Annotated in this window: 17 protein-coding genes; 10 read left to right on the forward strand and 7 right to left on the reverse strand. The window is 67.1% G+C overall.

The window, feature by feature from the left end; all coding sequences use genetic code 11:
* Positions 1 to 1,331: 1,331 nt before the first annotated feature.
* A complete protein-coding gene (locus tag ITJ57_RS07005) occupies positions 1,332 to 2,327 on the reverse strand; it encodes a hypothetical protein (protein WP_194669422.1) in 996 nt (331 codons plus the stop codon).
* A gap of 61 nt (positions 2,328 to 2,388) precedes the next feature.
* Here ITJ57_RS07005 and ITJ57_RS07010 point away from each other — a divergent pair, with 61 nt between their 5' ends.
* Together ITJ57_RS07010 and ITJ57_RS07015 are read left to right on the forward strand one after the other, a co-directional pair.
* A complete protein-coding gene (locus tag ITJ57_RS07010; protein WP_194669423.1) occupies positions 2,389 to 3,147 on the forward strand; it encodes a DUF4145 domain-containing protein in 759 nt (252 codons plus the stop codon).
* Between the two features lie 80 nt (positions 3,148 to 3,227).
* Positions 3,228 to 3,794 (forward strand): hypothetical protein, encoded by a 567-nt coding sequence (locus ITJ57_RS07015; protein WP_194669424.1) that lies wholly within the window; start codon positions 3,228 to 3,230, stop codon positions 3,792 to 3,794.
* Positions 3,795 to 4,451: 657 nt separating this feature from the next.
* On the opposite strand, the gene ITJ57_RS07020 is transcribed toward ITJ57_RS07015, so the two are convergent.
* Positions 4,452 to 4,706, reverse strand: coding sequence for a hypothetical protein (locus ITJ57_RS07020; protein ID WP_194669425.1), 255 nt, complete (start codon positions 4,704 to 4,706; stop codon positions 4,452 to 4,454).
* Positions 4,707 to 5,357: 651 nt separating this feature from the next.
* Entirely contained in the window at positions 5,358 to 5,522 is a 165-nt protein-coding gene (locus ITJ57_RS07025; RefSeq protein WP_194669426.1) for a hypothetical protein, read from the reverse strand.
* Positions 5,523 to 5,788: 266 nt separating this feature from the next.
* Here ITJ57_RS07025 and ITJ57_RS07030 point away from each other — a divergent pair, with 266 nt between their 5' ends.
* The 6 genes from ITJ57_RS07030 (at position 5,789) to ITJ57_RS07055 (ending at position 11,867) form a co-directional block, all read left to right on the forward strand.
* Positions 5,789 to 6,400, forward strand: coding sequence for a hypothetical protein (locus ITJ57_RS07030; protein ID WP_194669427.1), 612 nt, complete (start codon positions 5,789 to 5,791; stop codon positions 6,398 to 6,400).
* A gap of 10 nt (positions 6,401 to 6,410) precedes the next feature.
* Positions 6,411 to 7,277, forward strand: a complete 867-nt coding sequence (locus ITJ57_RS07035; RefSeq protein WP_194669428.1) for a DUF3037 domain-containing protein — start codon at positions 6,411 to 6,413, stop codon at positions 7,275 to 7,277.
* 97 nt (positions 7,278 to 7,374) lie between these two features.
* Positions 7,375 to 8,184, forward strand: coding sequence for a hypothetical protein (locus tag ITJ57_RS07040; RefSeq protein WP_194669429.1), 810 nt, complete (start codon positions 7,375 to 7,377; stop codon positions 8,182 to 8,184).
* A 55-nt stretch (positions 8,185 to 8,239) separates the two neighbouring features.
* Entirely contained in the window at positions 8,240 to 9,823 is a 1,584-nt protein-coding gene (locus tag ITJ57_RS07045; protein ID WP_194669430.1) for an SIR2 family protein, read from the forward strand.
* A 316-nt stretch (positions 9,824 to 10,139) separates the two neighbouring features.
* The gene (locus ITJ57_RS07050) at positions 10,140 to 10,982 is read left to right on the forward strand and encodes a LysR family transcriptional regulator (protein ID WP_056007693.1); all 843 of its coding nucleotides are present in this window, start codon (positions 10,140 to 10,142) and stop codon (positions 10,980 to 10,982) included.
* Between the two features lie 225 nt (positions 10,983 to 11,207).
* Positions 11,208 to 11,867, forward strand: coding sequence for a ScbR family autoregulator-binding transcription factor (locus tag ITJ57_RS07055; protein ID WP_194669431.1), 660 nt, complete (start codon positions 11,208 to 11,210; stop codon positions 11,865 to 11,867).
* 208 nt (positions 11,868 to 12,075) lie between these two features.
* Here ITJ57_RS07055 and ITJ57_RS07060 read toward each other — a convergent pair whose 3' ends face one another.
* Positions 12,076 to 12,747 (reverse strand): response regulator, encoded by a 672-nt coding sequence (locus ITJ57_RS07060; protein ID WP_194669432.1) that lies wholly within the window; start codon positions 12,745 to 12,747, stop codon positions 12,076 to 12,078.
* Positions 12,747 to 14,483, reverse strand: coding sequence for an ATP-binding protein (locus ITJ57_RS07065; protein WP_194669433.1), 1,737 nt, complete (start codon positions 14,481 to 14,483; stop codon positions 12,747 to 12,749). Before ITJ57_RS07065 ends, ITJ57_RS07060 begins: the two co-directional genes overlap by 1 nt.
* Positions 14,484 to 14,711: 228 nt before the next feature.
* Between ITJ57_RS07065 and ITJ57_RS07070 the strand changes: the two genes are divergently transcribed.
* The gene (locus ITJ57_RS07070) at positions 14,712 to 16,136 is read left to right on the forward strand and encodes a CitMHS family transporter (RefSeq protein WP_194669434.1); all 1,425 of its coding nucleotides are present in this window, start codon (positions 14,712 to 14,714) and stop codon (positions 16,134 to 16,136) included.
* A gap of 35 nt (positions 16,137 to 16,171) precedes the next feature.
* On the opposite strand, the gene ITJ57_RS07075 is transcribed toward ITJ57_RS07070, so the two are convergent.
* Positions 16,172 to 16,669: a LysM domain-containing protein gene (locus ITJ57_RS07075; protein ID WP_194669435.1), complete on the reverse strand. Its 498-nt coding sequence runs from the start codon at positions 16,667 to 16,669 to the stop codon at positions 16,172 to 16,174.
* 165 nt (positions 16,670 to 16,834) lie between these two features.
* Here ITJ57_RS07075 and ITJ57_RS07080 point away from each other — a divergent pair, with 165 nt between their 5' ends.
* On the forward strand, positions 16,835 to 17,869 hold the full coding sequence (locus ITJ57_RS07080) for a Gfo/Idh/MocA family protein (protein ID WP_194669436.1): 1,035 nt from the start codon (positions 16,835 to 16,837) through the stop codon (positions 17,867 to 17,869).
* Here the strand turns inward: ITJ57_RS07080 and ITJ57_RS07085 are convergent.
* The gene (locus tag ITJ57_RS07085; protein WP_370582246.1) at positions 17,832 to 19,034 is read right to left on the reverse strand and encodes a glycosyltransferase family 4 protein; all 1,203 of its coding nucleotides are present in this window, start codon (positions 19,032 to 19,034) and stop codon (positions 17,832 to 17,834) included. The genes ITJ57_RS07080 and ITJ57_RS07085 overlap by 38 nt on opposite strands.
* Positions 19,035 to 19,040 lie beyond the last annotated feature (6 nt).

The raw sequence follows: 19,040 nt of genomic DNA on the forward strand, positions 1-19,040 counted from the left end.
CGTGCCATGTAGCGGTACAGATCGCTGTGAGCACTGGGATGTAGCGGGTGTAGCGCCTGTAGCGGCCCTGTGACCAGCGGGCCTGTAGCAGGTGTAGCACCTGCCCTCCGTGCCATGTAGCGGTACAGATCGCTGTGAGCACTGGGATGTAGCGGGTGTAGCGCCTGTAGCGGCCCTGTGACCAGTGAGCCTGTAGCAGGTGGCGTCGAGTGGTATTTGTGCGAGCTGTGCTGCCGCGTGCCGCTCCTCGTCGGTGTCAGTGATACTGAACCTCCTCCGCCCCCAGAGCGGACGCGAGCGCCCCTGTCGCGGCATGCCGGACACACCTCCGGTCCCCATCCTCGACGAGTTGAATGAAGCTGCGTTCGACACGTCGAGGCACCCCGTTTTTCTGGTCGCTATGCGTAGGAAACCCCGCGTCCCACCGTCCATCCCCCCCCACAAGTAAAGAAAAAAAGAAGAGGTTTGGCCGCTACACAACGCCCGCCGCGTGTGTTGACGAGTCATGAAGGGGGCGCGTCATTTGCCGAGAAACAAGAGGCGCAAGACGAGAATTGTCGTGGTTGCACTATGGGTCCTCCGACTGCTCGCCGTGGGGCTGTTGCAGCCCGAGCTCGTAGTCGTCGCGCTCCGGCTCCTCGTCGTCGTCCTGCTTCTCGTTGTCGTGCCGCTATCCTTCGCCGCGCCCCTCCTCGTCGTCGTCGTCGTGCCCCTGCTCGCCGTCGCCCGGGTCCTCGGCGGTCGGCTCGGCGGCGGCACTCTTCGTTGCCGTGGTCGCAGGCGTCCGTCCCGCTGGTCGCCCTGCTGGTCCTGCTCCAGTTTTTCCGTTCAACGCCAAAGGAACCCCGCCCCCAGTTCCAATTTTTACGCGCGGTAGCGAAACATTTTGAGGGAGCCCCGCACGGTGTCGTCCTGCTCACTCGCACTGGTCGTGGTCCTGCAACACCCCGGCGTCGCCCCGGTTTCTCGGCGTGCCCCGGCTCCTCGTCGGTCCGGCTCCTCGTCGTGGTCCTGTTCGTCGTCGTGCCCTGGTCCGGCTGCTCCTCAGCGCCGCTGAGGTCCTGGTCCGGCTGCTGCTCCTCGTCGCGCTCTGGCTTGTCGACCGTGCCCCGGCTGTGCCCCGGCTGCTCCTCGCCGCCGGTTCCGGTGGTCTGCGTCATCTTGTCCTGCTGCTCCTCATTCTGCTGGTCGCCCGGGTCCGTGGTCCTCCTGGTCCTTGCCGCCGTCGATCCCCGCGGCGTGCGCCTCCGGCGGGTCGCCGTCGGTCCTGCTCCTCGCCGTGCCCCTGCTCGAGCTCGCCGGCGCTCCCGTTGGTCTGAGTCGTCCGGCTGCTACTCCTCGTTGTGCCCCGGCTCTTCGTCGTTGTGCCCCGGCTCTTCGCCATCGGTCCGGCTGCTCCGGCTCGGCGTGGTCTCGGCGTGCCCCGGCTTCTCGGCGTGCTCCTCGGCGAGGTCCTGATCCTCGGCCCGCTGCTCGTGGTGGCCGTGCCACGGCTCTTCGCCGTCGGTTCGGCCGGTGGTGATCATCCTGTTCCTGCTCACCCTCCTCCTCCTCGTCCTACACCGGCGGGTCGCCCGGGTTCTGCTGTTGCTCGTCCTCAGTCCTGCTCCTCGCCGTGCTCGTGCGTCGGCTGGTCGTCCTGCTGCTCCTGGTAGCCGTGACCCTCCTACTCGCCGTGCCCCTGCTCCTCGCCGTCGGTTCGGCCAGTGGTGATCATCTTGCTCCTGCTCGAGCTCGCCGTCCTCCTCCTCCTCCTCCTCCTCGTCCGGCTGGTCGCCCGGGTCCTGCTCCTCGCCGTGGTCCTGCTGGTCGTCGTCGGTCCTGCTTTTCGGCGTGCCCCGGCTTCTCGGCGTCGTGCTCCGGCTCCTCCTCGTGTCGCTCCTCCTCGTCGTCCTCGTGCTCGCCCTCGGCCTCGTGGTGGGCGGTCGTCTCGCTCCTCGTGTTCCCTCGTGGTCGGCGCGCGGCCTCGTCGGTGGCCGGCGGGCGTCCTCGTCGACGTCGGTAGCCGGATCGTGCTGGTCGCCGTGCTCGCGCTCGTCGGCGTCGACGCCGGCGGCCGGCGCTCCTGCTGCTCCTCGCCCTCGCTGCATCATGTCGAGGGTGTCGAGCTCCAGCTCGATCGGTTCCTTCGCGGGCTCCTGTGTGAAGTCCTGGAGCGCTTTCTGGATCGCCTTGTACGCACCCGATCGGTTCGCGTAGCCGAGCTGCTTCGCTTTGTCGCCGTAGGAGACGCGGGGCCTCTGGAGCTTCAGCGCGTTCGCCGCACCTGTGGCCGCGGCCTCCGCGACTTCGGCGGCGCTCTGGGATGGATCTGTCTCCTGCGTCATGGGGTTTCCTCGTCCGGCTCCTGGCCTTATCCGGGGTGGTCAGTCTCTGTAAGCTCGCGCTATGCCGAATTACGTGGCCCCCGCGGCCGACCGCTCCACCTTCACGTGCATCCGATGCGGTGCCCTAAGCCATCACGACTGGGTCGACCTGCGGGTCCATGCGTTCAGTGGGGCGGCGGGCAAGGTTGTGAGCGTGGAGTTCGACGACTCGAAGGGCGAGTTTGCTATGTCCAATGGACGCCTCGTCGTTCGGCTGACTCGACCAGACAAAGTGCGATGGAAGGCGTCCTACTGCGTTGCGTGCGAACAGATGACGGTATGGAACGGTTCGGAGATCGTCTACCCGCAGCTCAGTCCGATCGTCGCGCCTCATCCCGATATGCCAACGGATGCAGCGGAACTCTACGAGGAGGCTCGGAACGTGTTCCCGGTGTCGCGCAGAGCGTCTGCTGCCTTGGCTCGTGCTGCGCTCGAACGCCTGTTGCGGAGCATCTCTGGTGCTGGACCGAAGGATCGCCTCGACGGACTGATCGCTGACCTCCATGGGCGAGTCGGAGCTCCTCTCTGGAAGCTTCTGACCGCGCTCCGATACCTAGGGAACACAACCCTCCACGGCGAAGAAGAACAGGAGTTGGTAGCGCTATTCCTGGATGGCGAGGGAGCGGGTGCTGCAGAGCCGTACTTCGGCGCGATGAACGCCGTCGTGGAGGAGCTGATCACGCAGCCGCAGAAGGCCGACGACCTCTACGCCATGATCCCTGAGAACGTGCGTGCCGATGCGGAGGCGAAGGGTGCGAAAGCGTCATCAAGCATGGGCTGACACGGCGAGGGTCGGGCCTGCGCAACCTGGTTAGGGTCTGCCCCTATTAGCCAAGCGACGCGCTCTGCCAGGCTCGAAGCATGACTGAAAAGACTGCGGACCAGCTGCGCGCCGAGCTCGAAGCTCTCGAGGGCGAATCGAATCAGCTGCGCGAGAGGGCAAGGCGAGCGTGGACAGCGCACATCGCTGAGCTTGCGCAGCAGGTAGAGACGTTTCTGAATGACCAAGTCCGACTCGCATTCCTCAGCGAGCCAGAGGTGAGCAACACGCTGACGGCTGATCGCAAACAGGAGCTGAAGGCGAAGGGCGCCGAGCTCGCGAACGAAGCCCACAGTCGTATCGTGAAGGATCTCGACCCCTGGCGCCCAGAGGTCTATGGCGAGGAACGAGAGCTGCTAGCGGAGGTGCGCGCTGCGTTTCGCCGTCGCCTCGAGCACTACGGTTACACGCCTGGGACGAGAGCAGCCGACGTGTGGCTGTGGTGGGGCGGCGGCGATTCTCGTAACGGCAAGTACCCGGAGGCCAGCAACTCCTTCCACCCCTTCACCACCGCCCATGCAGCATCATCTGCGAACAATCGGAACATCCAGGAATTGAAGAAGGCGCTCTCCACGGCCATTGCGCGTGATGACTGGGACGCGCTCTGAGCTCGGATTGAAGAGAGCGCAGGCCGTCCCTTCCATGACTGTTGGCAGCGCTCCATAGTCGGCCGATTGAGGAGCGCCCGGGAGAGGCTCTGACCCGCCCCCGGGCGCTCGGGTGAAGCCAGGAGCCGCTGGTGCGGGAGCCGGCGGCGGATGCTGCACGGGGCGGCCGACACGGAGACGGCTCAGGACGCGGACGAAACCGGCGCGGGCTCGGGAGATGTGACATTGCTCTCATGGATTCACCCCCGCAGGTCGCTCGGGTGGACGGTCAGCACCGGTCGAGGATCATTTCGACTTTCTTGTCGTCGAGGTACCTGTCGCCGACCTGGTACTTCGCAAGGAGTGCTTCCTTCTGGGCGCGGGTCTTGAAGCAGACGGCGAACCAGCACTCGGAGTCGGTGGCATCGCGGAAGCGGTCCCTTTCCTGCTTCGCGCGGTCGCGGTAACCCTGCTTCAGGGCGGTCAGCTCGGCGGCGGCATCCTGCGCGAGGTCGCCGGAGTAGTCGACCTCGCCGAGCGGGTCCGCGACGGGCTCGGGGCGTCGCCGAGGAGATCATCGGTGTCGATGTCCAGGCCGACGTCCGCGGGACCGCCGAGCAGATCGTCGAGGTTGTTGTCGGTGCTCAGCTGGGACCTCTAGGCCGCGGCGGACGAACTCTAGATCGACGAGGGGGAACCACTCGCGGATGCGCTTGTAGTCATCGGGGAACCGCGGACGACTGGCTCGACGAAGCGCAGGTCGATGCCATCGAACGAGCGGCCGGACATGTCGGCCTCGTCGTCGACGGGGAGCCGGATGGCGGCGGCGGCGATCTGGCCGAGCCTTTCGCCCTTCAGCCAGTGTCGATGGGGCGACACCTTCAGGAGGTGCTTCTTCAAGACGCCGTGCTTCGAGAGGGAGGCGCGGCGCATGATGCTGCCGCTTTCCGAGGGTGGGCGTAGCCGTCCTCGACGAACTGGAGGGTGCGGCCGGGCTCGCATCCGGGGAGAAGTGCAGTGCGGCGATTCGGGTATCGACGCCGGCATCCTGAGAGCGAGCTCGGTTGCGATCGCATCCTTGCCACCGGAGAAGACGACGAGCATGTTGCGCCCCTCTGCGGCGAGCTAGGCGCGGATCTTGGCGGAGGTCGGCTGGCCCTTGATGAAAGTGATCACGCATTCTCCCTCCGCGCCTCAGGGAGCGCGACGGGGTTGTCGCAGCATTTGGTCTGTTTATACAGGGTGTCGCCATCCTCGTCCTCCTCGTCCTCGTCGGTGGCCGGCGCGCGTCTGGTCCTGGTCCTCGCCCTCGTCCTCGGCGCTTGTCCTTGCCCCCGTCGCCGCCGTTGATCGTCCCGCTCGTCGCCCTCCTCCTCGTCGACGTCGGTGGCAGCATCGCGTTCGTCGCAGGCGGGCGTTCGTCGACGCCGACGGTCGGCGCTCCTGCTGCTCCTCGTGCTCGTCCTGGTCGCCGCCCTCGCCCGCGGCCTAGTGGTGCTTCTCGTCTTCGGCCTCGTGGCCGGTAGCCGTCCTGCTCCTCCCGTTCTTCGTCGACGTCGGTGGCCGGCCGCGCTAGTCGGCGTCCTAGTCTTCGCGCCAGCGCTGGCCCAGATCCGGATCGCCCAGTCGGTGTTGCTGCTGGTGCTCGTCGCTCACCCACATCGACCGGCTGTAGTAGTCCTGATACGCGCATCCCTCGCTGCGCTTTTTGCTGGTGCCGGTCGTCTCCATCAGCCAGTCGATTGGCACCCTCAGGAGCACGAAGGAGAAGGCTGTCTTAGTATCCGTTCTCGCTCGAGACACAGCTCTTTGCGAATAGCGCGAGACATGCGGGATTCTGCGCTCGCTATGCTGATCGAATGCCCTCGGAGAGCTTGGTAGTCGCAGTACCCCGGCTGCGTTTGGTGGCCCCACTAGTCAAGTCTCAGTCCGGGTCCGGCACGTTCTTGGGGTTGGCCTCCGATGGGAGAACGTACTGGATCAAGGCACCGAACAATCCCCAGGGGATTCGTACCTTGGCTGCCGAAGTCATCGTGCACGGACTAGGGGTACTGATCGGCGCGCCCGTGCGGCAGATTGCGCTCATAGATGTACCGAGGGACATGCGGTGGCGGTTCACCCCCCAGCACTCGCTGGAGGGTGGCGTTGCGCATGGATCTCTGAACCTGGAGTCGGTGATCGAGTCGGACGACTGGAGTACGTACTCGTCGTCGGACAACAATCGCGAACGTCAAGCCCACATCTTGGCTCTCTGGGATCTCTGCATGGGTGGCGATCCGCAGTGGCTGCACGACGTCACGGCGGACTACACAATCTGGTCCTTCGACCACGGCTTCTGGTTGGGCGGTGAGGGAGACTGGGATCTAGCTTCCCTGAGCCGGCGGGCGACTGACCCTTGGCAGTACGATCTGGATGCTGGGGTTGCGTCAGCTTCAGGGCTCCGCAGCGCGGCCAGCGGGGTTCTGAGCCTGGATCGGGCTGCTGTCCATCGCATCGTGGAGAGCATTCCGGTAGAATGGCAGATCCCCTCCGACGAACTGTCTCAGGTCGCCGACATACTGTATCTGAGGGTCGAAGGCGTCGCCAACCGGCTCGAACACGCAGCCACCCGATCTAACTTTGCCTAGGAGGTGGAAGATGAACTATCACTACTGGATCATTCGATTCGTGCCCAATGTTGCTCGTGGCGAGTTCTCCAACATCGGCATACTCAGCGGGCGTGACGGCGGAGACTGGGCTGTCGGGTTCGATCCGCGCTTCACAAGATCTCACGGGGCACTCAGCAGCGACCTGCGCGAACTAAGCTCGTGGATTCGTTGGTTTCAGAAGCGTGTGAGTTCACATGCCACCGCCTCTCTGGATGGAGATCTACCGGCAATCTCGAGTGGTTGGATCGGCCACGTTGCGTCCCGCCAGGCGAATACCGTTCAATTTTCGTCGCCGGCGCCCATTGAGTCGGAGTCCGCCCGCGACGCCGTCAACCTGCTCTTCCCTCATCTCGTTGAGCGTGAATCCGCGCGCCGCCGACGCACGCTAGACCGGCGCGCACTGCGGGCCGACGTCAGGGACCTGTTTACCCACGAGCTTGGCTACAGAGTCGGCTCCGACCTTTTCGTGCAGCCCCGAGCCTCGATAGGAAAGCAGCGTGGCGCATTCGATCTGCTGCGCACAAGCCTGGGCGGAGACCGCCTCACGAACGTATGGGCGTTCAATGTGGCAACTCTAGAGAATCTCGAACGAGACATTCAGTCGTGGAACTTCCTAGTGAGCAGGCTTCGGAGCGACGGCGCTACTGTCTCGCGGCATGATGCTGCCGCTATTCATGTAGCAGCTGACGTTCCAATCGAGGTCGCGTACGACGCCCCCACCTCGACGCGCGAAGCTGCATGGAGGTCCGACATCTTCGAAGCTGCTCGCGAAGCATGGTCCTTGAATGACGTCGCGGTTCTTCCGTTCGATGACTACCTGAGGAACCAGCACGACAGCGATCTATTTACAGTCTGAGATTTAGGCGAGACTGGGGCCAGGGTCAGCCGCTTCGGGCGCTGGCGGGTACGCCAGGGACGCTGGCGAGAACTCAGAGCTAGGAAAGCGGTGCGACGTGAGTCTGGAGCTTCTATCGGCGATTGGTATTCCGGCCGGCGCTGGCACGGCCGGCGCAGTCGGTATCTACTGGGTTGCCGGCCCGTCCATCAAGGCGGTCGGCAACGCCTTCGGTGAATGGACCACCCACCGAATGAACAACGTCCTCAGGATCGGGGAGAGGGTGCAGCAACGGCTGGGGACTGCTCCAGCTGAAGGAGCGCCGGTCGTGTCCCCGCGGGTGGTGTTCGAGGTGTTGACAGAAGGTGGTTGGGCAAGTGACGAGGTACAGCAGGAGTATCTCGCCGGAATGTTAATTTCATCAAGATCCGCATCCGGCAACGATGACACGGGCGTCTACTACACCAAGCTCGCTAGCGGGCTGACGATCAGCCAAGCTCGCATGCATCACGCGATCTATTCTGCGCTAGCAAACGGTGGTGTCGAAGTCGACCCTGGTAATACCGAGGACCTTGGCCGGGCTTACATTTGGGTGCCCCTGCGCGCCGTAGCGGAAGTCCTCGGCACCAGCATCGAGGATGCCGAAGATGTTGCAGCGCACGCAGTCGTTACCCTTCGCGCACAAGACCTCGTGGAGGTTCTTTATCTAGGTGGCCCAGAGACAGCTCCACAGCAGCTAGGACGAATCAGTGAACCCCTGATGCTGGTCAGGCCGACGACCCTCGGGGCGGCCCTCTACCTCTGGGCCTATGGAGTCCCGGGGTTCGACACTCGACGGATCTTCGAACTGGCGGGCGTCACGCTCGTCGATTGCACGTTCAGCGACTCGCGCGTCGGCCCGTTGGTGATTGGCGAGCCGCTCTACTAAGCCCCATCGTGCTTCGCTGCGTGCGGGAGGCCAGTCTGAGCGGCATCATGGGGGAATGACCGCTGACTCGCAAGATTCGATTACACCGCAGATGCCGCGAACAGCTGTATTGCTTGGCGCGGGGGCGTCACGAGACGCCGGCCTGCCTCTGACGGAAGAACTTGCGCGGCAATTGGTCTCGCGTTTCGACGACGAACTATCCAGAATGGACCACTGGGACAGCTCATCCTTCGGACCGGTGGTCAGAGCGCTCCGGGTTGTCTACGGGGCGATGGTTGCGCACGCGACCGAGCAGGGGGAGAGTCCGTTGCAAGCAGTCAATGTGGAGCGGCTGATCTCTGCGGTTCGACTGCTAGCGGGCAGACGGGACCACGAGGCGGCTCCTTTCGTCGCTACGTGGAAGAACGCTATCGAGGAAGTCGATGGTCACGCGCTCTCTGTCGACGATCACGAGCTAGAAAAGAACGTTTCTTTCGACCTCGAAACCGGAATCAGCACACCGGGCTTGTCGGCGAACATAGCCAAGCTTGCGCGTGACGCGATGTCCCCTGGCAACGGTGCCATCTTCGGACGCCTGGAAGAAGAGCTACTCCGCCGCACGTGCCTGTTGCTTGCATCGCCGCGAACCGTCGGCTACCTCGCACCCCTCGTGCAGTTAGCGGCAACACAGCCGGGCGGTCTGGACGTGATCACGCTGAACTACGACACGACCATCGAGGATGCGGTCTCGGGCTCGGCCGTGACTCTCGACACCGGGCTGCGACGTTGGAAGCCAGGGACCCCTCTAACCTTCCCGCCGCGGGACAGCCACCTCAACCTGTTGAAACTGCACGGGTCCGTTACCTGGGCGGTCTCCGACGATCTGACCTCCGGACCTCTGGGCGGGCGGTCCTACCTAGACGGTGTCGACCCTCGGGAGAATCGGTCGCCCCTAATGGTCATCGGTGATCGGGAGAAGCTGGAGACCGACGGGCCGACACTAGCGTTGATGCACGCCTGCGAAGAGGTGCTGACGAGAGCCAGCCGGTTGGTCGTCGTCGGCTATTCGTTTCGAGACCGGCATGTAGACACCGTGATTCGTAACTGGCTGCTCGCCGACGCGTCTCGAACAATCACCATCCTCGACCCGGGTTGGCCCGCTCCGACGATGATGAGGAACTATCGCGGCCGGCAAATGCGCCTTCGCGAGGCACTTCGGTTTGACGCGGGGGTACCGCTTTCGACCGCTCCCGGCAGAGTGGTCGTGGTGAAGCAGGGGGCCGCAGATGGGCTCGATAAGGCCCTCGTCGAGACGCCGTTGCCCACGATGCCAGCGGAGGTGGTCCTCATGATTTGCTTGGATGAGCGACCGTTCATTCGAGTCACCAACTTCGGCTACGACTTAGAGCGAGTGCAGGTGGCGGCACCGGTCGATCATTGGAGCCCGGAGCGCCAGGCGATCACCAGGCTTCGACTGGACGATGCGGACGATGGTGAGACCATGTTGATCATCCCGCGCCTGGGTCGAAACGAGAGCGTGCAGGTGCATGTTGATCTCGACCGAGCAGGAGAGATGGGTAGGTTGCGCCTGAGCGGCTCACACTGGGGGCGCACGGTAACTGCCGACCTGTGGGTCCAGCTCCGTCCTCAAGTCAGCTAGCTGCGCTCCTCTTCCCCGCGCACATGATTCGGAGCCTGATGCAACGAACCATGCAATACCGGCGTTGCATCGCAACGTAGGTGAATGCTGGTCGGCAGTACCTAGGGCCAGGAGCACCTGCCTGAATACAGGCGAGGATGGATGTTCATGCACTCACGCGTCGTCAAGGTTGCGAGAGTTCGAGTCCCTCCAGGGGCACCATCAGGGCACGGCTCGCGAACGGGAGCACCCTCCCGGAGCCCCGGGACCGCTCCGAGGGCCTCAGGCCGGGCGTCGGCTGTCGGTCACGGCGTCGAGCACGCCGTAGGCTCGAAGCATGACGCACGACCTCAACCGCCAACTCGAACGCGACGCGATCACGCTCCGCCAGCTGCGGTCAGCGGTCGTCGTCGCGGACACGCGAACCCTGGGGGCGGCGGCCAACCTGCTCGGCGTCGCACAGCCGAGTCTCGCCCAGCAGCTGCGGCGACTCGAGGCGGCGCTCGGCGTCGAGCTCTTCAGTGTGCTCGGCGAGGAGTACCGGCCGACCCGCGAGGGGCAGCGCTTCCTGCTGAAGGCCCGCACCTTCATCGACGTGGTCGCGGACATGGATCCGGCGTCGCCCGCGCGACACATCCGGGTCGGTCGTCCACCCACCACCTGGGACGCGGTGGTGTCCGAGGCCGGACGTCGTATCGACGTGCCGGCCGTCGCCGTGGCGATCGAGCCGGTCGAACAGCTCCACCTCGTCACCACGGGGCGTCTCGACGCCACCATCGTCCGCCTGCCCATCGACCTGCCCGAGGCGCTGGCCGCGGAGGAGATCGCGGCGCTGCCGCTCGGGGTCGTCATGCGTGCCGCGCACCCGCTGTCCAAGAAGGACGCCATCGACTGGTCCGATCTCGCCGATCAGGAGCTGCTGCGCCCGGAGCCCGGCAAGGACCCCGAGTACTCGGCGTGGTTGGCCGGAGCGCTCGCCGCACGCGGCTGGTACCCGCGGTCCTTGACCATCGACGCGGGCAACGACACCCTGTTCCTCGACGCCCTGCGCTTCGGCGAACGACTCGTCGCGCTCCGGCCGGTCGCCGCGATGCGCGAGGGTGACGGCCTCTGCTGGCGCCCGTTCGCCGACGCGCCCGAACTCCGGGAGCGGTTCGCGCTGGTCACCCGACGCGAGTGACGCCGACGAGCTGACGATCGCATCGCCGGCCGCCGGTCCTGCGCACCGGCGGCGCGTGCCGCGATCCGTCGACACCGGTGCGTCCTTTTCTCCCGGGACCGGGCGTTCTCCAGAGACAAGTCGGTCGACTTGTTCCGGGATTGCGGCGCATTCGTCACCGACTTCCCAGCTCGGAGTCGCTACGCTGGTGTCTGAATCGGGGGATGACAGAAGCAGGAAACGCACATGCCCGAACGACGACCACAGCAGCAGCGAGGTCATGAACGACGCCAGACCGTCGTCGAAGGTGCCGCGCGCATGTTCGACCGGGTCGGATACGGACAGGCCAGCCTGTCGGACATCGCCCGCGAAGCGGGGACGACGCAAGGCTCGCTGTACTTCTACTTCCCGTCGAAGGAGGAGCTGGCGCTCGCCGTCATCAATGAGCAGAGCCAACGCTCCATCGCGGCCTTGACCGCCCCGACCACGGCGTCGTCACCGTTCGGTGCGCTCGTGCAGGCCTCGCGGATGATCACCGAGTTGTTGCTCACCGACCCCATCGCGCGGGCGGGGCTCCGCTTGTCGCTCGAGCAGGGTGTGATCCAGGCTCCCACCTCCGATTTCCACGAGCAGTGGATCGCGAACGTCGAGCAGCAGGTGCAGGCGTCGATCGAGCTCGGGGAACTCCGCTCCTCGCTGGACGCGGCGGAGCTCGCCCGGTCGTTCGTCGCGTTCTTCACCGGGACCCAGCTGATCTCGAGCATGCTGACCGGCCGGAGCGATCTGCTGAACGCCGTCGACGCCATGTGGCGTCTGCTCATCACAGCGGTCATCGTCGTGGAGCGTCAGTCGGAGGTGCTGGCCGTCCTGGATGCGGCCTTCGACCCGCAGGCCACCGAAGCCTGAACACACGTTAGGGGGTAGCCCTGACGCCCTCGTCCGAGCGTGACTCTAGGATCAGTAGGGTGATTAACTCACTTTGCTGATCGTCGTGTGACGACGGATGGATCACGGACGTGCGGGGGCATGTCGTCATCCATCGGCGGAGAGTTGGTTCACGTGCCGGGCTGGGCGATGTCGTGGGGGGATCGCCCAGCCGCCGGCACGATCCGCCTCAGCGCGAGCGCTCGGCGAGGGCGTAGCGGTGTTCCGGCCGCCCGGTCGTGCCGTATCGCAGCTGCGTGGTGAGCAGGCCCCGACCCGCGAGAGCCGACAGGTACCGCTGGGCGGTCGCGCGGGAGACGCCCACCAGTTCCGCGACCTCGGCTGCCGAGCGCTCGCCGTCCACGGCCGACACCGCCTCGAGGACGGCCGTCTCCGTCGCGGACGGCGACCGCGTCGGTGCTGCGGTGTCCCCGGAGTGGAGGATCCGCAGTGCTCGTTCGATCGTCTCCTGGTCGGCGTTGACGGCCTCGCCGAGGACGTTCCGGAAGCGGGCGTACGCCGCGAGCCGGTCCTGTAACAGCTGCGGGGCGAAGGGCTTCACGAGATACCCCAGCGCCCCGGATCGCAACGCTCTCCGGATCGATGCACCGTCCGACGCGGCTGAGACGACGATGGTGTCGACAGGGAGGTCGACGAGGAGGTCGAGGCCGTTCCGGTCGGGGAGGTACCCGTCGAGCAGGACAAGGTCAGGACGCTCCGCCGTGACGCTGCGCGCAGCCTCCGCGGCGGACCCCACGGGTGCGAGCGCGCGGAACCCGTCCAGCTCGTCGACGATCCGGCAGTGCAGACGGGCCACGTGGAAGTCGTCGTCGACGACGAGGACGGTGAGTTCGGTGGGCATCAGTCGTCGCTCTCTTCGGGCGAGATCGGATCGACGGTCCCCGGCAGTCGCGCACAGAACACCGCGCCGTGGCTGCCCGGGACGCCGGGCGATGCGAGCCAGACCTCGCCGCCCCGTCGGCGTGCGATGTCACGGGAGAGGGGGAGACCGAACCCCTGTCCGTGGATCGAGTCCGGATCTTCGTCGGTGGATTCCACCGGCGGACGTGGCTCGGTCGCCTCCGGGACGGGGACGATGCCGTCGCCCGAGTCCATCACGGAGCAGTGCAGCTCGGAGCCGTGGTCGAGGACCTCGACTTCGACCCAAGCGGGTCGGGCCGAACCGGCGATGGCGGCCCGGACGGCGTTGTCGAGCAGGTTGCCGAGCACGGTGGTCACGTCCTCAGGATCGCACAGCGACCCGGTGACGAGCGTCTCGGATCCGATGGTCAGGAGCACCCCGCGTTCCGCGGCCTCGACCCCCTTCGCACCGAGGAACGCCTGCAGGTACGGTTCCGTCAGGCGATCGGCGTGCTGCACGGGGTACTTCAGCGGCCCGTGGTCGAGCACGTTCGCGAGGTAGTCCCGGGCCTCGTCGTCCTGACCGGTCTCGAGCAGACCGGAGATCGCGTGCAGGCGGTTCGCGAACTCGTGCCGTTGCGCGCGGAGGGCGGTGGTCATCGTCGCGACGGCGTCGAGCCGCCGGGTGAGCGCCTCCACATCGGTGCGGTCGCGCACGACGACGACGCGGCCGAGGTCGACGCCGTCCTGCGACACCGTCCGGACGTCGATGAAGAGGACCCGGGAACCGACGACGAGTTGGGTCGGGACCTCGGCCGGTGCGTCGTCCGCTACGAGGGCGAGGAGTCGTTCGGGCAGGTCGAGCTCGTCGAAGCGCCGGCCGATCGTCGCGTCGACACCGAGCAGTCGGGCCGCCTGCTCGGTGCACACCGTCACGATCCCGCGGGGGGAGACCCCGACGACCCCCTCACCGACGCCGCCCAGCACGGCCGCTTGGTTCTGCACCAGGGCGGCGAGCTCCTCCGGCCCGAGGCCGAGCGTCAAACGCCGCAGGCGACGCCGGATGAGCATGGACGCGACCAGGCCGATGGTCAACGCCAGGAGGGCGGCACCCGCGACCAGCGTCGTCTCCCGCGCGACGTCGGCGAAGACCCGCTGCGGGGCGAACCCCACGCTGACCTCTCCGACGACCTCCCCGGCGCCCCCGCCGACGACGGCTCCGGCGGTGTCCGCCGACTCCGCCGCGAACACGGGCACCTTGGCGCGCGCGGAAGGACCGAGGGTCCCGGTCTCCCACGACACGGACTCCCGGCCGGACAGCGCCGCCTCCGCGCTCGTGCTCACCTGGCGCCCGAGCTCGTCGGGATCCGGGTGCGCCAGGCGGATCCCGCGTTCGTCGGTGAGGACCACGAAGAGCGCGCCGGTCCGTGCGCGGACCTCGGCCGCGAGGGCTTGCAGGGACGAGGTCCGCAGCTCGGCGGCCTCAGGCGTCCCGGGGGTGCGCGCCTCGAGGGTCACGGCCGATCGGACGTCCGGGTCGCTCGCGACGCTCTGGGCGATCGCCAACGCCGTCGACTGGGCCTCCTGCACGAGGCGTTCGCTGCTCATCCACGCGTACACCCCGGTGCACACCACGACGACGGCCGTGACCACGATGAGTTGGAGGACGAGGACCTGCGCCGCGAAGCTCGAGCGTCGGTGGCGCCGTTCCGCCCTCCCCGCTCCATCGCCGATCATGGCTCCGATGGTACGGCGCTCGCGGAGACGGTGCCGAAGGCGGCCAGATGAGCAGAATGCGCAGAAGTCGACGGAATCGGCAGATCCGCGCCGAACGCCCACAAGCGAGACAGCTCGGTGCCGCTCCCGTACGGTTCCGGGAACACCCGCAGCATCCGGCGCCTCCCGTGCGCCACCGCGACGGGTCACGTCGTGCACACCGCGGTGCACGCAGACGAAGGAGTCGACATGCTGGTCATTCTCGGATTCGCGATGATCCTCACCTTCATGGTGCTGATCATGACGAAGCGCCTCACCCCGATGGTGGCGCTCATCATCGTCCCCACGGTCTTCGGACTCTTCGCGGGTGCCGGCCTCGGCCTCGGCGACATGGTCATCGAGGCCATCGGGAGCCTCGCTCCCACCGCAGCCCTGCTCATGTTCGCGATCATGTACTTCGGGATCATGATCGACGTCGGTCTCTTCGACCCGCTCGTCCGGTTCATCGTCCGCGCCCTCGGCAACGATCCGGCCAAGATCGTCGTCGGCACGGCCCTCCTGGCCGGCGCGGTCTCCCTCGACGGCGACGGATCCACGACCTTCATCGTGACCACGGCGGCGATGCTGCCGATCTACCTGCGCCTCGGGATGAACCCCGTCGTGCTCACCTGCGTCGCCGGGCTCGCGAACGGCACCCTCAACATCGTCCCGTGGGGCGGGCCGACCGTCCGCGCCGCCTCCGCACTGGGCGTCTCACCGACGGAGATCTTCGTGCCGATGCTCCCGTCCCTGGCCGCCGGTCTGGTCCTCGTCTTCGTCTTCGCCTGGTTCCTCGGACTCGGCGAGCGGAAACGCCTCGCCGGCGTGGACCTCCTCGGAGCGGACCCGAAGGGCGTCGCGGCGCCGGGTTCCGGTTCGGGACCCGCCGACCACCCGCTCACCGGCGGGATGGCGACGACCTTCTCGACCAGTGCACGCGGGCGCCTCGCCACCCTGGTGCGCCCGGACGACACCGCGATGGCCGACACGATGCTCGACCCCGACCGTGACACGCTCCGACCGCGGCTGATCTGGGTGAACCTCGTCCTGACCATCGCCGTCATGACCTTGCTGGTCGTCGACCTGATGCCGTTGCCCTACGTGTTCATGGTCGGCACCGCAGTGGCCCTCCTGGTGAACTTCCCGCGGCTGGCCCAGCAGTCGAAGGAGATCGTCGCCCACGCACCGAGCATCGTCGGTGTCGTCTCCATGGTGCTCGCAGCCGGCGTGCTCATCGGCGTGCTCAACGGGACGGGGATGGTCACGGCGATGGCCGACTGGATCGTCGACATCATCCCGAACGAACTCGGCCCGTTCCTCGCCGTCATCACGGGCGTGCTCAGCATCCCGATGACCTTCTTCATGAGCAACGACGCGTTCTACTTCGGCATCCTGCCGGTCCTGGCGGAGAGTGCGTCGACGTTCGGCATCGACCCGGTCGAGATGGCGCGGGCGTCGATCACCGGGCAACCGGTGCACCTGCAGAGCCCTCTCGTCCCGGCGATCCTCCTGCTCGTCTCGCTCGCGAGCGTGAACCTGGGTGACCACCACAAGAAGGTCCTGTGGCGGGCGGCGATCGTGTCCCTCGTGATGCTCGTGGTGGGCGTGCTCGTCGGCACGATCCCGTTCGGCTGAGCGGCAGTGCCCGACCGGCGCTGGCGGCCGGGCACTCAGCGCGTGGTCGTCCAGTCGAGGTTGACGACGTCGCCGATGTAGATGTCCAGCCCGAAGCCGGGGATCGACGGGTTCATCCGGAGCAACTGCTGCTGCGGCAGGTCGAAGCGCTGGGCGATGTCGAAGAACACGTCACCCGCGACCACCGTGTAGCTGATGGGATTGCCGTCGGCGTCCGAGACGACCGGACCGAGCGCCCCGTCGCGGGGTCCGAGGTCGTATGCCGGGCCCTCCGGGATCGGTTCCGCCGGTTCCGCCGGAGCGTTCGGGACGATCGGTTCCGGTTCCGGCGGCAGGGCGTCGCGTGCCGTCTGGGTCGGCACGGGAGCGACCGAGGGGGACGGGTCCGGCCGCTCCGTCACGACGACGGTGACCGGCGGTGCCGCGGGCGCGGAGACGCAGGCACTCAGCGCGAGGAGCGCGGCGACACCGAGCATGACGGCCCGAGCACCGCGGACGGCGCGTCGGCGTCCGCTCGATTCGATTGCCCCCACAGTGCTTCCCCCAACAGACGGACCGGGTCCGCGGCGGGATGGCGGACGTGGTCGAATCTTGAGCCTACGGCGCAGGGCGGCCGGAGCGAGCAGGGCTACCCCCGAACTCGGAAGCCTGGTCGAAGCCCTCGAGTAGGCTGCTGGAACGCGCATCGAAGGAGAGCCATGACGGATCAGCACACCGACCAGCCAGCCCCGGGGAGTGCAGCCGCGGGTTCTTCAGCCGGGCTGCGATGGGGCATCCTCGGTCCCGCAGGCGTCGCGAAGAGCTTCACCGCCGACCTCCGCCGACACGGATTCGACGTCCGGGCCGTCGCCTCGCGGTCTGCGGAGACTGCAGCCGCGTTCGCCGCCGAGTTCGACGTCCCGAACGTCCACGTCGGGTACGAGGCCCTCGTCGCAGATCCCGAGGTGGACGTCGTCTACATCGCGACCCCGCACCCGTTCCACGCCGAGCAGGCGGTCCTCGCCCTCGATGCGGGGAAGCACCTCCTCATCGAGAAGCCCTTCACGCTCAACGCCGCCGAGGCGCAGGCGGTCGTCGCGCTCGCCGCAGAGCGGGGCCTCGTCGTCCTCGAGGCGATGTGGACCCGGTTCCTCCCGCACATGGTGCGCCTCCGCGAGTTGCTCGCGGACGGCGTGATCGGGCAGCCGCGCAGCCTCGTCGCCGACCACACGCAACTCCTCTCCGACGACCCCGACCACCGCATGAACAACCTCGGACTGGGCGGCGGTGCCCTGCTCGACCTCGGCGTCTACCCCGTCTCCTTCGCCTCGGCGGTCTTCGGCACTCCGACGTCGATCCAGGCGACCGCCGCCTTGCGCGACACTGGCGCCGACATGCAGGTTGCGACGATCTTCGGCTACGCGGACGGTCAGGTGGCGAACACGCTCTCCGCGAGCAACACCGTGGGCCCGAACCGCGCCGCCATCGTCGGCACCGAAGGATGGATCGAGTTCGATCGTGTCTGGTACACGGCGACCACGTTCCGGGTGTTCGACACGAGCGGCGAGGTCGTCGAGACCTACCGCTCCGAGGTCGAGGGCCGCGGCATGCACTTCCAGGCCTGGGAGCTCGAACGGCTCGTCTCCGAGCGGCGTCTCTCCGGCGACATCATGCCGCTGGCCGAGACGGTCGCGATCATGGAGACGCTCGACGAGGTCAGGCGTCAGATCGGCGTCCGCTACCCGGACGAATGACGCGGGGGACCGGCGACCGCGGGTCGAGTCCACCGCGTTGCGCCCGCGCTCCCTGGTGGAGTTCGATGGCGTCGCTGTAGTGACCGATGAGCGCGCTGCTGACGCTCTTCCAGCTCCGCGGGAGGACGCCGGCCCGGGCCGCGGCACCGAACGCAGCACGCTTCACCTCGTCGCCGACGAGGTCTTGGACGAAGCCGCGCAGCTGTTCGAGCCTTCCCGGCTCGTACAGCCACCCGGTCCGGCTGGAGTCGACGAGGTCCACGGGGCCACCGCGCCCGGTCGCGACCACGGGCACACCTGACGCCATCGCCTCCTGGATCGTCTGGCAGAAGGTCTCCGACTCGCCGGGGTGGACGAAGACATCGAGTCCCGCCATCGCGACCGCGAGCTCCTCGCCGCCGAGGAACCCGGTGAAGACCGCGTCGGGGAGTCGCTGTTCGAGTGCTGCGCGGAGCGGTCCCTCGCCGACGACGACCAGTTTCACGCCGGGGAGGCCGCCGAGTACCGCGAGGTCGGCGACCTGCTTCTCCGCGGCGAGTCGTCCGACGTATCCGACGATCCGCTCACCGTTCGGCGCGACGGACCGACGCCAGGCCTCACTGCGACGCTCCGGCGAGAAGCGGACGGCGTCGACGCCGCGGACCCAGAGCCGGACCCGGGGGATCGCGTGCGCCTCCAGCTGCGTGATCGACTGACGCGAGGGCGCGAGGGTGATCGTCGCCTTCCCGTGGAGGCGTTCGACGTGCTGCCAGAGCAGCGACTCGGCCACCGGGAACCCGTAGCGTCCGGCATAGGCCGGGATGTCGGTCTGGTAGACCGCGACGGTGGGGATGCCGAGTCGCTCGGCCGCCTGCACCCCGCGCCACCCCAGCACGAACGGGGAGGCCAGGTGGACGACGTCCGGCCGGAAGCCGCGCAGCAGTTCGGTGATCCTGCCGACACCACCAGCGGCCACCCGCACGTTCCGATAGCGGGGGAGCGGGATCGACGGCACGCCGTCCACCCGGAACCCCTCGTGGTGGCTCGGCGTCGAGGCGCCGGCCCCCGGGGCGACGACGAGCACCTCGTCACCGCGGTCCGCGAAATGCTCCATGATGCGGAGCAGGGAGTGGGTGACGCCGTTCATCTGCGGCAGGAACGACTCGGTCACGATTGCGATCCTCACACCCAC

The organism is Plantibacter sp. VKM Ac-2880 (genome assembly GCF_015351235.1).
Lineage (GTDB): Bacteria > Actinomycetota > Actinomycetes > Actinomycetales > Microbacteriaceae > Plantibacter.

Coding starts and splice junctions, on each gene's coding strand:
- ITJ57_RS07080 (WP_194669436.1), top strand. CDS start 16,835: ATGACGGATCAGCACACCGACCAGCCAGCCCCGGGGAGTGCAGCCGCG.
- ITJ57_RS07020 (WP_194669425.1), bottom strand. CDS start 4,706: ATGCGCCGCGCCTCCCTCTCGAAGCACGGCGTCTTGAAGAAGCACCTC.
- ITJ57_RS07010 (WP_194669423.1), top strand. CDS start 2,389: ATGCCGAATTACGTGGCCCCCGCGGCCGACCGCTCCACCTTCACGTGC.
- ITJ57_RS07045 (WP_194669430.1), top strand. CDS start 8,240: ATGACCGCTGACTCGCAAGATTCGATTACACCGCAGATGCCGCGAACA.
- ITJ57_RS07060 (WP_194669432.1), bottom strand. CDS start 12,747: ATGCCCACCGAACTCACCGTCCTCGTCGTCGACGACGACTTCCACGTG.
- ITJ57_RS07035 (WP_194669428.1), top strand. CDS start 6,411: ATGAACTATCACTACTGGATCATTCGATTCGTGCCCAATGTTGCTCGT.
- ITJ57_RS07005 (WP_194669422.1), bottom strand. CDS start 2,327: ATGACGCAGGAGACAGATCCATCCCAGAGCGCCGCCGAAGTCGCGGAG.
- ITJ57_RS07065 (WP_194669433.1), bottom strand. CDS start 14,483: ATGATCGGCGATGGAGCGGGGAGGGCGGAACGGCGCCACCGACGCTCG.
- ITJ57_RS07070 (WP_194669434.1), top strand. CDS start 14,712: ATGCTGGTCATTCTCGGATTCGCGATGATCCTCACCTTCATGGTGCTG.
- ITJ57_RS07055 (WP_194669431.1), top strand. CDS start 11,208: ATGCCCGAACGACGACCACAGCAGCAGCGAGGTCATGAACGACGCCAG.
- ITJ57_RS07015 (WP_194669424.1), top strand. CDS start 3,228: ATGACTGAAAAGACTGCGGACCAGCTGCGCGCCGAGCTCGAAGCTCTC.
- ITJ57_RS07050 (WP_056007693.1), top strand. CDS start 10,140: ATGACGCACGACCTCAACCGCCAACTCGAACGCGACGCGATCACGCTC.